This is a genomic window from Geoglobus ahangari (genome assembly GCF_001006045.1).
GTDB lineage: Archaea > Halobacteriota > Archaeoglobi > Archaeoglobales > Archaeoglobaceae > Geoglobus > Geoglobus ahangari.
Window position 1 is genome coordinate 1,356,606 of sequence record NZ_CP011267.1, and the last position, 14,567, is coordinate 1,371,172.

A 14,567-nucleotide genomic window follows, 5' to 3' on the forward strand; every position below is an offset into this window, starting at 1 on the left:
TTTTCCGGTGGTGCCTTGAAGGAGTGGCTGATCTATCTGATTCCCCCCATTCTCGGAGCACTGATTGGGTACCTCACCAACGTCATCGCCATAAAGCTCCTCTTTCACCCGAGAAAGCCCATAAATATCCTCGGTTTCAGGATTCAGGGCCTTGTTCCAGCAAAGAGCGAGGAGTTTGCGGTCAGGTTCGTGGAGCTCATAGAGGACTACGTGAAGAAGGAGGACTTCAGGGAGCTAATAGACGAGGCGATCGGCAAGACACTGAGGGAAAGCAAGCTCATGAAGTTCTTGATGAACCCGGTTATTGGGGCGATTCTCGAGAAGTACGGCTTCAAGGAGAGGATCTCCGAGCACATAGACGGTCTCGTGCAGAGGTCTCAGCTCCTGCTCAGCTCCGCGATAGTGGAGAACATGGACTTCAAGAGGTTCCTCGAGAAGAAGATAGCCGAGTTCAGCGAGGAGGAGGCGGAGCTAATCTTCAAGCGCTTTGCAAAGAAGGAGATGAGGTTCATAGAAATTTCCGGGGCCATCCTCGGCTTCCTAATCGGTCTCGTCCAGACCATCCTCCTCATTGTGGCATATTAGCACGTAGTGGTAGGGGTAGATATCCAGCGAGACAACGCTTGAGAAGTGCTTTTCAAGAAGCTCTCTCATCTCCTCCTCGCCTATCCTCTCATCGAGTAGAGGTCCAAAGTCCGTCTCGACTTTTTTCCAGTCTATAACGCATACGAACCTCGCAATCCTGCTCCACTCAACAAGCTCTTCCGGCTCGTCAACCTCGTGCAGAACGTTCGAAAAGAGGATGAAGTCCACCGGAAAGTCGAAGTCCACCGGCCTGTCTGACAGGATTGCACCCACATTTGCGATTCCCCTCTTTTCCATCTCCGCTCTCAGCGCCTCGACCATCTTCCACTCAGCGTCTATGGCATAAACCCTTCTGAAGTGCCTCGCCAGAACCTCCGTGAAGTAGCCGCTCCCTGCCCCGTAGTCTACTGCCGTGCCCCTCCTCCCCCTAACTCTGGAAATCACCTCCCTCTCGAACACGTCGGTGGGCATGATCTGCCTTCTCCTCTCGCTCCAGAGCTCTTCTGGCCTGCCAGAGAACCTGTGACCCATGCTCACACCTCAGAACTGCCTGACCGTGTGGACAATCCTGTGAACCGTGGTGATGAAGCTCAGCACCGCAATTATCCAGAGGGTCTCGACGTAGTAGCCGAGCAACAGTCCGATCATTATCAGCGCGATCCTCGTGTCCCTGCCTGCTATGCCCACCTTGCACTCTGCACCCTCAGCCTCCGCCATTGCCCTCGCGATGCTGACGCCGAAGGAGAAGGTTAGAGCCAAGAAGCCGGCAAGCCAGTAGCCTGCAGGGTTGAGGGCGACGATGGCGATGATGATTGCCGCGTCAACAAACCTGTCGAAGACCCTGTCGATGAACGCCCCGTACCTTGAAGTTTTTCCGGCCATCCTCGCAAGATCGCCGTCAACACAGTCGAAGATTTGAGAGATGAAGAGCAGAAGCACACCCTCATATATTCTGCCGATTGCCACGATGTATGCAGATATCAGGCCGAGGGCAAACGCGAAGTACGTTATCGTGTTTGGGTGCACGTCGAACCTCATCAGGAATCTCGCAATGGGCCTCGAGAACCTCCTGTAGACCACGTTTGTTATGACGTACTCGAACCTGATTCTACCACCTCCCGGACAAATTTATCGAAAAGACTTAAATAAATTTCAGTTCTCCTTTATCCATGCAGGCAGTCATTCTGGCAGCCGGAATGGGCTCAAGACTCGGAACGCTCACCGAAAAAATTCCCAAGGCCCTTATAGACGTTGGCGGTAAACCCCTCATCGCTCACTCCATAGAAATCCTCCGCGAGAGCGGTGTCAGGAGATTCGTAATCGTCACGGGCTACAGGGCGTACAAGATCAGGAGCTACCTTGAAGAGCATTACGACGACATAGACGTCGAGTACGTCCACAACCACAGGTACGAGACGACAAACAACATCTACAGCCTGTACCTTGCGGCCAAGCAGATCACCGGGCCATACTACATCCTGAACTCCGACATAATATTCCACCCCGGGATATTCAGGAACATCCACGAGAGCGAGAAGGAAAACCTGACGATATCCGTGGACTTCAGGGAAAACCTCGGGGAGGAGGAGATGAAGGTGGTTGTCGAGGATGAGAGGGTTGTCGAGATAAGCAAGAAGATTGACCCTGCAAGGGCGCACGGAGAGTACATAGGGATTACGAAGGTGACCGAGAGATCTGCGAGCGCTCTCGTCGAGTCGCTGGAGGAGACCATGGACGTGCATGGAAAGAGGGTGTTCTACGAGCACGCGTTTCAGATGATGATCGACAAGGGGCATGAGGTGAACTACGCCCCAACCTCCGGACTCGCGTGGACGGAGATAGACACGATTGAGGATCTTATTCATGCGAGGGAGGAGGTGTACCCTGCCATAGCTGGCAGGTAGTCTGCAGAACCTTTAATTATGTCCTCGTCAGAATTTCATTCGTGGTGGATGACAGGCTGCTGGAGGAACTGAGGCGAGACTTCTCGGGATTCGCTGAAAAGTGCCGGGGTATCGTGCTCTTCGGCTCACACGCCAAGGGAGAGGCAACAAAGAGGAGCGACGTTGACGTGTGCCTTGTAACTCCCGAGAAGGGAGTTTTCGATGCCGTTCTCTCCAAGCTTGGTGGAAAGTACGACATAAGGGTGTTCGAGGAGCTCCCATACCACGTCAGGGCCGACATAATACAGAACCACGTTCGGATTTACGCGAGAGACGATCTCGACATGTACTTCTACAAGCAGCTCAAGATCTGGAAGGACATGGAGCACAGGGTGAAGGAGAACGAATTCGAAAGCGTCTGGGAGAAGCTCAGGCTTCGGAGGAGGTGGATGAGTGAGAAGGAAAAGATACTTGGAGAAATTGGAGTGGATAGAGGAAGAAGTTAATTTCACGGCAGGAATGGATCTCAACGGGAATGTCGAGAGAAGGGCTGTGCTTTACTCGATTCTAACTGCAGTTGAGGCTGCGATGGACATAGTGGCAATGCTTCTGAAGGATCTGGGATTTGAAGTTGAGGATGACTACTCGAACATCAAAAAGCTTGTCGATGAGGGTGTTTTAAGCGAGGAAGACGCGGACTTGCTCAGGAGGTTCAATGGATTGAGAAACGCGATAGCCCACCACTACAACCATCTCGACCTTAAAAAGGTGGAGGGGGCAATTGAGAGCATGGGCGAGCTGCTGGACATTGCTGCCAGACTTGTGGAGGTCGCGGAAAAATTGGTGAAGTGAGATCACTTCTTCGCCTGCTCCACTATGATCTCGTAGTCTTTCTCGATCTCCTTCAGGAACATCTCCTTCGTGAACCCGTTTTTGTAGGCGAGCAGCGTGGCTCCTCCCGCACCCACTCCTTCCTTGACGAAGCCCTCGGCATACGCTCTCAGACCCGGCTTCACAGACTCTCCAAGCCCCGGATCGCTTGCGATCACATCCGTCGCGGCTATCTCCGCTATGTCCGCGGTGCTGTCCTCGGCCACATAAACGGTTGTGGCGATGTGGATCTCCTTTGCCTCATCAATCGCCCTTATGACCTGAGAGGCTGCGGCCATCTGCGTGCCTCCTGCGAGAATTACCGGCTTTCTCGATCCAAGAGCAATTCCAGTTACGGCGAGAAGCACCGGATCCCCGACTTCTGCGAGAATTTCGAGTGGATCGCTCGAGTTGATCCTGCTGACGGCCTTTTCTATAACCTGCCTCTTCACTTCCACCGGGTTTTCGGGCATGCTCGACGAGACCTTCGCCTCAACACCCATGGCCTTCAGAACCGCTCCAGCCGTGGTCGTGCCTGCTGGAATGCTCTCTCCAATCATCAGCACCTCGAACCTCTTCGAGAACTCCCTGCCGAGAATCTTCGCGTACTCGAAGGCCTCAACAGCAGCTTCAAGCTCCATGGCCTTGCCCTCAGCGATGTTGTTGCCCACAGGCGCGTTTATGCTGTAGTAGGGAATCTTCGGCTTCACCATTAGGCCGCTGTCCACCACGAAGAGAGGTGTTCCGAGGAGCCTGAGTGCGGTGTACGTTATCAGCGCAGGAGTCGGCTTTCCGTCAGGAGTTGCGGGAGGGAATGGAATGCTCTTGCAGTGGCCGTAGTAGAGCAATTCCGCATCGGCAGGTGGCGTGAACTTTATAAGCTCCGGGCTCTCTCCAGCAACAGTTATCCCCTGAATCTCCGCAGTCCTCGTGTTGCCTATGCACAGCAGAAACGCCACATCCCTCTCGAGCAGATGGGAGAAGTCCTCGCCCTTCACGACCCTGTAGCTCATAGCCGTAACTCGATGCACGGTAATAAAAGGTTTGGTTTTGTAATACATACGTAACACACAATTGCCGGGGCTGAAAGTTAAATAGTTTGGCGTCGAATGTCAGCTTGCATGGAAGGATGGCTGATTGATGCGGATTACGTCACGGAAAACGATAGGGCTGTTGTTAGGCTCTGGTGCAAGGATGATGAGGGCGTGTTCATAGTCTACGACAGGAACTTCACCCCCTACTTCTACGTCATCCCATACGAGGACTTCGATCCGATGAGGGTTGAGGTGGAGGCGAGAAACAGGATCATCACCCCTCAAAGTGCCGAGGTTGTGGAGAAGAAGGTGTTTGGGAAGGTGATAAGCGTTTACAAGATCTACGCGAAGCACCCTCAGGACGTTCCCAAGCTGAGGGAGGAGTTCAAAAAGTACGGAGATGTCAGGGAGGCGGACATCCCCTTCGCCTACAGGTACCTGATCGACAGGGATCTGGCGTGCATGGACGGGATAAGGGTTGAGGGGAAGGTCAGGCTTGAGAGGGGGATAAGGGTCGTTGAGGCCGAAAGCGTTGAGAGGGTCAGGAAAGCCGGCTTCCCCGAGCTCAAGGTTCTGGCATTTGACTGCGAGATGCTGTCAGAGTTCGGGATGGCAGACCCGGAGAAGGATCCGGTCATAATAATTGGCGTTAAGATGGGGGATTACGAGGAGATAATCCACGGTGAGGAGAGGGAGATAATCTCCAGATTCGTGAAGGTGATCAGGGAGCTCGACCCCGACATAATCGTGGGCTACAATCAGGACGGCTTCGACTGGCCATACCTGAGGAAAAGGGCGGAAAAGCTGTCCGTCAGGCTTGCTGTTGGCAGAGACGGAAGCGAGCTGACGTTCAGGGGCGGAAGACCCAAGATGACCGGCAGACTCAACGTTGATCTCTACGACATAGCGATGAGGCTGGACGTGAAGGTGAAGAAGCTCGAAAACGTTGCCGAGTTCCTCGGCAGGAAGGTGGAGATTGCTGACATTGAGGCCAAGGACATCTACCGAAAGTGGGTCTCTGGAGATAAGGAGAGCGTGTTCAGATACTCGAGGCAGGACATACTCAACACGTACTTCATCGCAGAGGAGCTGCTGCCAATGCACTACGAGCTTTCGAAGATGATTCGCGTTCCGGTTGACGACATAACGAGGATGGGCAGGGGGAGGCAGGTGGACTGGCTTCTGCTGAGCGAGGCCTACAGGCTCAATGAACTTGCGCCAAATCCCAAAGAGGTTGAGGAGAGCTACGAAGGAGCTTTCGTCCTCGAGCCGAAGAGGGGGCTGCACGAGAACGTTTACTGTCTGGACTTCGCCTCCATGTATCCGTCGATCATGATCGCATACAACATCTCTCCAGACACCTACGTTGCGGGAAAGTGCGAGGACTGCTTCGTCTCTCCCGAAGTGGGTCACAAGTTCAGGAAGAAGCCGGATGGATTCTTCAAGAGGATTCTGCTCGACCTCATTGGCAGGAGGAGGGAGGTCAAGCAGAGGATGAAGGAGGTGGACAGGGAAAGCCTCGAGTACAGGCTCCTCGACATAAAGCAGCAGACCCTCAAGGTTCTGACCAACTCATTTTACGGGTACACGGGCTGGAGCGGAGCGAGGTGGTACTGCAGGCAGTGCGCTGAGGCCACTACTGCTTGGGGAAGGCACTTCATAAAGAAGTCCGCGGAGATCGCGAGAAGCATGGGCTTCGAGGTTTTGTATGGAGACACGGACAGCATATTCGTGAGGAAGGACGCACCTCCAGAGCAGCTCGAGAGGGAGGTGGAGGAGCTCATTGAAAGAATAACCCGCGAGCTGCCCGTGACTATCGAGGTGGATGAGGTCTACAGGTCCATATTCTTCGTTGAAAAGAAGAGGTACGCCGGTCTGACAAGCGATGGAAGAGTAATCGTCAAGGGGCTCGAGGTGAGGAGGGGGGACTGGTGCGAGCTGGCGAAGGAGGTTCAGAGGGAGGTCATAGAGATTATCCTCAGGGACAAGGATCCGGAGAAGGCCCTCAGGTTCGTCAGAGAGGTTATAGCGAACATAAAGTCCGGAAAGTACGACCTCGAGAAGTTCGTGATATACAAGGGTCTGACGAAGAAGCCCTCGAAGTACGAGAGCATGCAGGCTCACGTAAAGGCTGCGCTAAAGGCGAGGGAGTTCGGGTTCGTTTATCCTGTCGGAACCAAGGTGGGGTATGTGATTCTGGAGGGCAGCGGGAACATAGGTGACAGGGCATACCCTCTGGAGCTGATCGAGGGATTTGACGGGGAGTTTGTGGAGATAAAGACAAAGCACGGCACCGAAAAGAGGAGGCTTGACAGGGACTACTACATAAACAACCAGGTCATTCCCAGCGTGCTGAGGATACTCGAGCGCTTTGGCTACAACGAGCTGTCGATAAAGGGCAACACACAAAAAACCCTCGACGCATTCTTCGGTTAGGCATGATGCAGGTGCACAGGCTGGGTGATGTTGAGAGGGTGGGGATCGGAACGGAGATAGGCGGGAGAGTGCTCCTGACCGCATCATTCTACGTTTATTCAGACCTCGTTTTTGACTCGGGATGCTCGAACGTGAGGGGCGAGGTGGCCGAATGGCTGAAGGAGAGGGGCTTTGAGGCAGTTTACCTGACCCACCACCACGAGGATCACTCTGGAAACGCCGCGCTGTTCGACGAGATCTGTGCAGGAGACAAGACGGCCGAAATCCTTGCCTCAGGCCTTGAGATCCCAGACTACAGGAAGGCCGTCTGGGGAGACGTTGAGAGAGTTCCAGCAAGCAAATTCAGGAAGCCCGATGTAGAGCACATCCACACCCCCGGACATTCGGAAGATCACGTCGTTTACTTTGCAGACGGTTACGCGTTCATTGGCGATCTGGTTCCTGCCAGAAGGATTTTCGTCGCCCTGAGGGGTGAGAACTTCGCCCGGATAATTGAGTCTCTGGAACGGGTGCTCGAGCGGGACTTCGAGGTTGCGTTTGGAGGGCACGGGATTTACAGCAGGGAGGAGGTGGAGGAGTATCTGAGCTACCTGAAGGATAGGAGAGCGAGGTGCGTGGAGCTCTACGAGATGGGCGAGTCCTGGATGGAGATCTACAGGAAGGTGTTCGGTGAGCCGGGCGAGAAGGCCATGATGTTTGAGGCGGTTAGCGGGGGAGAGTGGTCGAGGGAGAACCTTGTCAGGGCTATGGTCGGGGTGGATGGGCATGAGGGTTATAGTGGGCTCGAAGAATCCAGCGAAGGTTGCCGGAGTTAAAAGGGCGTTCAGCAGCTTCTTTGGAGATGTGGAGGTTGAGAGCACGGAGGCAGAATCTGGTGTGGGTAATCAGCCGTTCAATGGGGAGACGATACTCGGCGCGGTAAACAGGGCGAGAAACGCCTACAGAAAGGGCTTCGACTTCTCTGTTGGGGTTGAGGCGGGTTTGTTTGAGTTCCCGCACACGCTTACGGGCTACGTGGACTTTCAGGTGGCCTGCGTGTACGACGGAGAGAGGCACACCCTCGGATTCGGCCCGGGATTCGAGTACCCTCCCCAGGTTGTCAGGGATGTTCTCTCTGGCAGGGAGGTGGGCGAGGTGATGGCCGAGCTGACGGGCATCGAGAACCTCGGCAAGAGGTTCGGTGCCATTGGGTTCCTCACGGGAAAGAGGGTGGTGCGAAGCGATTTGACCGAGATCGCTGTAACCATGGCGCTGATACCCTGGGTAAACAGAGATCTGTACGGAATTGAGCCATGAGCCTGATCGCACCCTTTGACCCCTGGAAGTCAAGACTCTGCACATGCCCGCCCAAGTTCTCCCTCAACCCGTACACGGGCTGCGACCACAGGTGCAGGTACTGCTACTCGACCTACATCCCCAACTTCTTCAGGGCGAGACCGAAGAAGATGCTCCTCTCAAGGCTCGAGAAAGAGCTCAGAAAGCTTCCGAGCGGCTCGCTCATATCGATGTCCAACAGCTCCGACCCCTACCCGCCAGCCGAGAGGGAGCTTGAGCTGACAAGGAACGTGCTGAGGCTGATGGCAGAGAGAGATCTGAGGGTGCTTGTGATAACCAAGAGCGACACGGTTGTGAGGGATGCAGATATTCTCAGGAACATGAGGGCTGCGGTTGCGATAACGGTGACGACCCTGAACGAGGAGGTGGCAGAGAAGGTAGAGCCCAACGCTCCTGAGCCGAAGCGGAGGATAAAGGCTCTCAAAAGGCTGAAGGAAGAGGGAATCCCAGTGATCCTCAGACTCGACCCGGTGATGCCCGGGATAAATGAAGACGACATCGAGCGCGTGCTTGAAGCTGCAAGCTTTGTTGATCACGTGGTCTCGTCCACCCTCAAGCTCAGGGGAGACTCCTACTCCAGAATGGTGAGCGCGTTTCCGGAACTCAAAGAGGTTTACAGGAGGATGTACTTCAGGGAGGGGGAGAGGATTGGTGGCAGCTGGTACCTCAGAAAGGATTTGAGGGAGAATCTTCTGAGAAGGGTTGCGAAAAAGTGCGAGGAGCTTGGCATTAGCTACGCGTTCTGCAGAGAGGGAATATCTTTCAGGGCGAGAAGCTGCGACGGCTCTCATCTCGTGCCGTAGCTATTGTTCAGCTGATAAATCAGCGTCTTGCACCGGGTGTTCGCTCATCAGTTATCGTCGTGAGTCTGAGAGACTCAGAAGATATTCCAGATCATGCTGCCAGCCACAACAGCGTATGAAACCGCGTTCAGGATCGCTGACATGGAAAGGCTCCCTGTAATGCCCTGTTTGATGGCCACATGGTAAACAAGCCCCTCGATAACCGTGGATAGCACGTATGCGAGCAAAAACCAGATCGCGATCTCCACCTTATAGGGGCCAGGAACGATCAGACCCGCGAGGGAGCTGATGATGTTCGCGATGACTATCAGCAGCAAACCCCTGCCGGCTGAGATCCTGATGCCGAGCCTGTCCTTCAGAGCATAAAAGGCGAGCGCCTCTGAGAGAATAACCGCCGGAATGTAGGGTATGAATGGGAACGCGAGGGGAAATATGACGTCCGCTTTCGCTCTCGAAATAAGGGTGGAGAGTGAGATTAATATTGGGAATAACCTCGAACGCCTCACAGACTCGGTAAATTGTGGGAGCCACATATATCTTTTCGGTTTAGTTTTGCAAAACATCTAAAAAGAATAAGGAAATTTTTAAGTTACCTTTTTGCTGCCCTGAAGGTTGCAGCAAAGATCGCGAGCACTGCCGCCATCAACGCAAGGCCGGAGAACTCCGGCACTGAGGTCGGTGATCTCACTCCCGGCCCTCCGGGATCTGCTATCACTCCGTTTGCCACTCCATCTCCGTCCCCTATTCCACCGTCGGTTATCGTGAACGTCACCGTGTTGCCGTTAACTGTGGCAGGAATGCTGTACCATCTCGGCAGTCCTGCTGAGCTACCATTGCCATCACTCGTGTACTTCCAGTACTCCGTGTCCGCAGGAAGATGCACGGGGTTCCCACTGGAATCATACACGTGGACGGTGATGCTAACTGACGAGCCGGGAGTGACGGTCAGGTTGAAAGAATAAATGCCGTATGGCAGATCTGCTGGAGGCTGCGGAAGCTCGGAGATGTTCTCTGCCCTGACATCGCTGAACTTGTTGTTCTGAGAGCTGAAAGCAACAATGCTGTCTGCTGTTTCCACACTCGCAACGTCTGACTGCTGGGAATCGGAGATGCCGTCGCCATTCCAGTCCCCTGACTCCTGCCCGTCGCTGACTCCATCACCGTCAGAATCTCTTGTCACATCTGCGAGGGGGTAGTGGTCGGCATTGTTGCCGTCCAGCTGATAGGTGCTGTCACAGATCCCGTCTCCGTTCGCATCCCCGCAGGCCTCGCTGAACCCGCTCCAGTAGTTGCCTCCAATGTAGTTGCCTCCGACAATGTTCTCTTCCGGCTCAATCCCCATATTGAATGTGTTCGTAGAGTACAGCTGGTAGTGGTTTTCCGGGTTGTTCAGGTAGTTGTTGTAGATCAGATTCCTGCTTGCGGCTTGGAAGTAAAGCCCGCGACCGTTTGAGGTTATAACCGAATCCTTTACCGTGTTCTGCTCGGAGTAGCTGGTCATTGAAATCCCGATGTTGTTCGCCGAAATTTCTGTTCCCTCTACTATGTTGTTGCTTGATCCTGTTAGAGATATTCCACTCCTTATGTTTGAGTTTGCAATGCTGCGCTTTACGGAATTGTTCTCCGAACCGGCGATGTCGATTCCGTTATCTCCGTTGTCTGAGGCGTTTACGTTTATCACCGACGTGTTGGACGAGGAGGAGATCCGTATGCCGTCGTATCTGTTGTCCGTGAAAACTGAGTCGTAAATGCCGTTTCGGTCACTCTGAAATATGCTGAGCCCGAAGTAATTGCTGGTTGAGACGATTTCGTCAAGCGTCGCTCTCGTTGTGTTGGATATGTAAATGCCAGTGTACCACTTTGAGAACCTTATGTTTTTGATGACGATTTCTCCATTTGAGCCCCTGTCTGAAATCAGCAGCCCTTTCGAGTACATTAGGCTCCTGCCCTCCACAGTGTGTCCGTTTCCGAAGAGCTTGACCCCATCTGACAGAATTATTATGCATGCGCTGGTGTCTGAGGAGAGAATGTCCTTTACGAGCACGTACACTCCCGGCTGGGCTATTGCAGCGCATGAGTCAATTGGTGTGACTGAAAAATCAACCCTGACCGTTCTTGTTTCCGTAGCTGTCCAGTTTCCTGCAAAGTCCTTTCCCCAAACCTTAAATGAGTACGTCCCTTCACTCAGCCCAGTTATGTTGAAGCTCCACGTTTTCCGGGTTTTGTCGGGGGTCATCGTCACGTTCTGACCATTCCACTCGATCATGGCTCTGCTGAGCCGCTTGCTGCTGCTTATCTCGACGAATATGTGGTCCTGCGGCACTATTGATCCGTCTGAGGGGCTGTTTTCCGTGAAAGTTATGCTGAGTGGAGTGGGATCGAAGGCGTTCAGCGTGAGTGGGAAGTAGTCGAGGTTTCCGATACCTATTTGGTATGCGGCATCGCAAATGCCATCCCTATTTACATCCTCGCACAGCTGGCTGAAGCCAGCCCCATCAGGCGTTGCCCAGTAGTTCCCGCCCCTGTATGGCCCTCCAACTATGTTCGTCCCTAAGACTTTTTGCGTGTTCCAGATGTTCGGCCGGGTCTGGTTTATGAAAAACGCATTGTTCGTGTTGTTCAGGTAGTTGTTGTAGATTCTGTTCCATCCTTCTTGGGATGAGAGGTTGAGCAGTATCCCGTATTCTCCGTTGGATGTTATGCTGTTCCCTGTGATCATATTCTCAGAAGAGGAAACTTCAATTCCGCTCTTCCCATTTGAACCAATCTTGTTGCCTATGATGTGGTTTTGACTTGACCGAAGCAGTATACCGTTTGCTCCGTTTGAGCTGATCTCGTTGTCCCTGATGCTGTTCAGAGTGGACGCGAATACAGCAATTCCATGCTGGGTGTTTGATCTTATGCTGTTCTGCAGTATCATGCTCGATCCGCAGACTGCTATTCCAACTTCGTTCAGCTCAATGGTGTTGTTGGTGATTTTGTTCCACTGGTACACCCCGCTGTTCACAAAAAGAACTCCGGATGAGTACACTCCGACTCCGTTGTGTGAGATGTTGTTTTCATGAATTCTGTTTCCGTATGAGTATGACGTTATGCCTATCCCAGACTCGCTGTTCCACCTGACCGTGTTGTTGAACAGGTTGTTGTATCTGCTTCCGTCGAGTCTGATGCCATACTCACCGTACTCGAAGCTGTTGTTCGCAATTGAGTTACGCGTTGCGAAGACAACCTCGAGAGACATGTTGGCTGAGCGCACGTGGTTGCCAGTGATGGAGTTCCAAGATGACTGGTAGAGCCGTATCCCCTTGGTGCCGTTCGATATCTCATTGCCGTGGATTGAGTTTCCTGAAGACCGACTTAGCTCAATCCCCGATTCTTGGTTTGAATTTATGACGTTCCTCTCGATTGCGTTGCTGGCAGACTGGTTCAGGTATATTCCGGACTCGACGTTTGAGAGCGTCTGGCTGTCCGTGATCTTAGAACCTCTTGAGAGTTTCAGGTATATCCCGTGTGTGTTGCTCTCAGATCGAACATGTGTGATCTTTGCTCCGCTTACTCTATACAGCAGAACCCCCGTTCCAAAGTTGGTGACGGTCATGTTTTTCAGGATGATGTTTGAAATCTCCTTGTCAATCCTGCCAGCGGAGACACCCGTTCCCGTGCCGTATCCAAAGATCGTGTGGAACCTTCCGTCGAGAGTTACGTTGCTCGCTGAGATCACTATGCACAGGTTTCCGCTCAGGTCTGCTGTTAGATAGTAATAACCATCTGTATCTATGTTCGTGCAGGAGTCTATTCTCGGGCCGACGACTGTGAAGGTTATGAGTCCCGTGGAATTCGTGTTGCCCGCAAGATCCTCTCCCCAGACTCTGAACATGTATGTGCCCCTCGAAACGTCGAATGTGCTCTCCCAAGCCTTTCCGCTCCCGGACATGCTTTGATTGACTCCGTTCCACTCTATGGTCGCCCTTTTCAGCTCTTCGCTGCTCTCCAGCCTCACTGTGACTCTCTCTGCCGAAATTCTGGAACCGTCTATTGGGGTTGGGGGCAGGAGGGTGAGAACAGGTGGAACGGTGTCTCCAACAAGTCCGGAGAGTGGGAGGTAATCGAAGTTCCCAGCACCCAGATCGTAAGGTGAGTCACAAATTCCGTCGAGGTCTGAGTCTGTGCACGTCTGGCTGAATCCCGTGCCATCAGGCTTCGCCCAGAAATTACCACCAAGGTAAGGGCCACCAACGATGTTCGTGCCGGATGTTTTGGAGGTGTTCCAGACGTTTTTAAGCCCGTAGGAAATCAGGTTCTGGTGGAGGTTGTGGGTGTTGTTGAAGTTGTTGTTGTAGAATGTGTTGTTGTTCGCCGAACCACCCCCAGTGGCTTACGCCATACTGGTTTCCTGTCACGATGTTGCCTGAAATGGTGTTGTATGCGGTACCCGCTCTGAGGTCTATTCCCGTATAGGTGTTGTCCGTGAATCTGTTGCCTGTTATGGTGTTGTTCCTTGATGACCCAATCTGCAGCCCCATCTTGTTGAAGCTGACGGTGTTTCTGGAGATCGTGTTGTACTTGCTGTCAGCCCCTCCCCATTCAGCTCCAAGACCTATCCCCACTCCCGCAGTATTGTGGGTTACCGTATTGCCAGCCACCGTGTTGTGACTGGACGAGGCGAGGGCTATGCCTGCGGTGTAGTAGTGGTTGTTGAAGCTCACCGTGTTGTTTGTAATGGTGTTGTAGTTCGAGCGGGAGACCGATATTCCCGTTGTGGCTGAGTGTGTTGCCTGAGATCATGTTTGAGTTTGAAAGCCTGTAGCAGTAGCACGATTGGTCGTATGCGTAGGTTATCTGAATGCCGTCTCCGGTGTTGGAGCTCACGTTGTTGTTGACTATCGCGTTGTGTCTCGATGCTGCAATCTGGATTCCAACATGGTTTGAGGTTATTAGATTGTCCTCTATGGTGTTGTAGTCGTTGTAAGCGGCGAGATAGACTCCGTAGGAGCCGAGGTAGACTCCCACGTTGCTCGAGATTACGGTGTTGTTCTTTATTGTGTTGTGGGTTGAACGGCCCCACAAGGTAATTCCATTCCCATTTCCTGTTACGCTGTTGTTGTTTGAGGCTTTGAGGATTATCCCCTGCTGAGTGTTTGAGACCACCTTGTTGTTCACCACTGCAATGTGGTTCGAGGATTCCACATCTATCCCGCGATCGTTCAGGCTTGCGTTAATACCCGCTATGGTTCCACGTTCGGCATTGCGATATGCAATTCCAGCATACCAGCCACTAACCTTAACATTCCTGACTGTGACGTTTGTGAGGGTTGATGAGCCGTAAACGTGGATTCCGTAATTGCCGTAGTTTGTGTTTTGCCCTGAGATTGTGTGACCGTTTCCGTCAAAGATGACGTCGCCGGATTTTATCTGGATGCAGGTTGTGCTGCCTGTCAAATCGGCGGTTAGGCTGTAGTAGCCGGGCTGGTTTATTTCCTGACATGTGCTGACATCTGCGGCGAGTGAATTTTCAGAGATGTGCGGGGTGAGGAATATCAGCAGAAGCGCCCACATTACCTGAAGAATCCTCTTTACACCCTTATCTGGCTTCAGGATGTGCATCATAGTTATTTCCTCCA

Annotated in this window: 14 protein-coding genes and 2 pseudogenes; 8 read left to right on the plus strand and 8 right to left on the minus strand. The window is 52.9% G+C overall.

Features of this window, described 5'->3' with window-relative positions; all coding sequences use genetic code 11:
* The first annotated feature begins 15 nt into the window (after positions 1–15).
* Positions 16–585 carry a DUF445 domain-containing protein gene (locus tag GAH_RS07840; RefSeq protein ID WP_048095951.1) on the plus strand — a complete coding sequence of 190 codons (570 nt, stop codon included), beginning with the start codon at positions 16–18 and terminating at the stop codon, positions 583–585.
* Here GAH_RS07840 and GAH_RS07845 read toward each other — a convergent pair.
* Positions 541–1,116: a class I SAM-dependent methyltransferase gene (locus GAH_RS07845; protein ID WP_048096838.1), complete on the minus strand. Its 576-nt coding sequence runs from the start codon at positions 1,114–1,116 to the stop codon at positions 541–543. The two genes, GAH_RS07840 and GAH_RS07845, sit on opposite strands and share 45 nt — an antisense overlap.
* Before the next feature lie 9 nt (positions 1,117–1,125).
* Positions 1,126–1,665: a CDP-alcohol phosphatidyltransferase family protein gene (locus GAH_RS07850; RefSeq protein WP_245604005.1), complete on the minus strand. Its 540-nt coding sequence runs from the start codon at positions 1,663–1,665 to the stop codon at positions 1,126–1,128.
* An 89-nt stretch (positions 1,666–1,754) separates the two neighbouring features.
* Between GAH_RS07850 and GAH_RS07855 the strand changes: the two genes are divergently transcribed.
* From GAH_RS07855 to GAH_RS07865, 3 genes are read left to right on the plus strand one after another with little or no spacing between them, the layout of a single operon-like run.
* Positions 1,755–2,489, plus strand: a complete 735-nt coding sequence (locus tag GAH_RS07855) for a phosphocholine cytidylyltransferase family protein (protein ID WP_048095954.1) — start codon at positions 1,755–1,757, stop codon at positions 2,487–2,489.
* Positions 2,490–2,530: 41 nt separating this feature from the next.
* Entirely contained in the window at positions 2,531–2,974 is a 444-nt protein-coding gene (locus tag GAH_RS07860) for a nucleotidyltransferase domain-containing protein (protein WP_218915469.1), read from the plus strand.
* Positions 2,922–3,320 (plus strand): DUF86 domain-containing protein, encoded by a 399-nt coding sequence (locus GAH_RS07865; protein WP_048095955.1) that lies wholly within the window; start codon positions 2,922–2,924, stop codon positions 3,318–3,320. Before GAH_RS07860 ends, GAH_RS07865 begins: the two co-directional genes overlap by 53 nt.
* A 2-nt stretch (positions 3,321–3,322) precedes the next feature.
* Here the strand turns inward: GAH_RS07865 and cobT are convergent, their stop codons facing one another.
* A complete protein-coding gene (gene cobT, locus GAH_RS07870; RefSeq protein ID WP_052747819.1) occupies positions 3,323–4,351 on the minus strand; it encodes a nicotinate mononucleotide-dependent phosphoribosyltransferase CobT in 1,029 nt (342 codons plus the stop codon).
* Between the two features lie 108 nt (positions 4,352–4,459).
* Between cobT and GAH_RS07875 the strand changes: the two genes are divergently transcribed.
* From GAH_RS07875 to GAH_RS07890, 4 genes are read left to right on the plus strand one after another with little or no spacing between them, the layout of a single operon-like run.
* Positions 4,460–6,808, plus strand: a complete 2,349-nt coding sequence (locus GAH_RS07875; RefSeq protein ID WP_048095957.1) for a DNA-directed DNA polymerase — start codon at positions 4,460–4,462, stop codon at positions 6,806–6,808.
* Between the two features lie 2 nt (positions 6,809–6,810).
* Positions 6,811–7,623, plus strand: a complete 813-nt coding sequence (locus GAH_RS07880) for an MBL fold metallo-hydrolase (protein WP_048095958.1) — start codon at positions 6,811–6,813, stop codon at positions 7,621–7,623.
* A complete protein-coding gene (gene yjjX, locus GAH_RS07885) occupies positions 7,574–8,104 on the plus strand; it encodes an inosine/xanthosine triphosphatase (protein WP_048095959.1) in 531 nt (176 codons plus the stop codon). Before GAH_RS07880 ends, yjjX begins: the two co-directional genes overlap by 50 nt.
* Positions 8,101–8,946: an SPL family radical SAM protein gene (locus GAH_RS07890; RefSeq protein ID WP_048095960.1), complete on the plus strand. Its 846-nt coding sequence runs from the start codon at positions 8,101–8,103 to the stop codon at positions 8,944–8,946. The genes yjjX and GAH_RS07890 overlap by 4 nt, the downstream gene beginning before the upstream one ends.
* A gap of 74 nt (positions 8,947–9,020) precedes the next feature.
* Here the strand turns inward: GAH_RS07890 and GAH_RS07895 are convergent, their stop codons facing one another.
* The 5 genes and pseudogenes from GAH_RS07895 to GAH_RS10450 all read right to left on the minus strand — a co-directional run.
* Complete coding sequence (locus GAH_RS07895; protein WP_156967434.1) at positions 9,021–9,452, minus strand: hypothetical protein; 432 nt, start codon at positions 9,450–9,452, stop codon at positions 9,021–9,023.
* Positions 9,453–9,535: 83 nt separating this feature from the next.
* A complete protein-coding gene (locus tag GAH_RS07900) occupies positions 9,536–12,946 on the minus strand; it encodes a NosD domain-containing protein (RefSeq protein WP_048095964.1) in 3,411 nt (1,136 codons plus the stop codon).
* 240 nt (positions 12,947–13,186) lie between these two features.
* Positions 13,187–13,243 (minus strand): annotated as a pseudogene (locus GAH_RS11075) (hypothetical protein); the annotation flags it as partial.
* Positions 13,224–13,667 carry a right-handed parallel beta-helix repeat-containing protein gene (locus GAH_RS10965; protein WP_245604111.1) on the minus strand — a complete coding sequence of 148 codons (444 nt, stop codon included), beginning with the start codon at positions 13,665–13,667 and terminating at the stop codon, positions 13,224–13,226. The pseudogene GAH_RS11075 and the gene GAH_RS10965, both read right to left, overlap by 20 nt.
* A 19-nt stretch (positions 13,668–13,686) precedes the next feature.
* Positions 13,687–14,553 (minus strand): annotated as a pseudogene (locus GAH_RS10450) (right-handed parallel beta-helix repeat-containing protein); the annotation flags it as partial.
* Between the last annotated feature and the right edge of the window lie 14 nt (positions 14,554–14,567).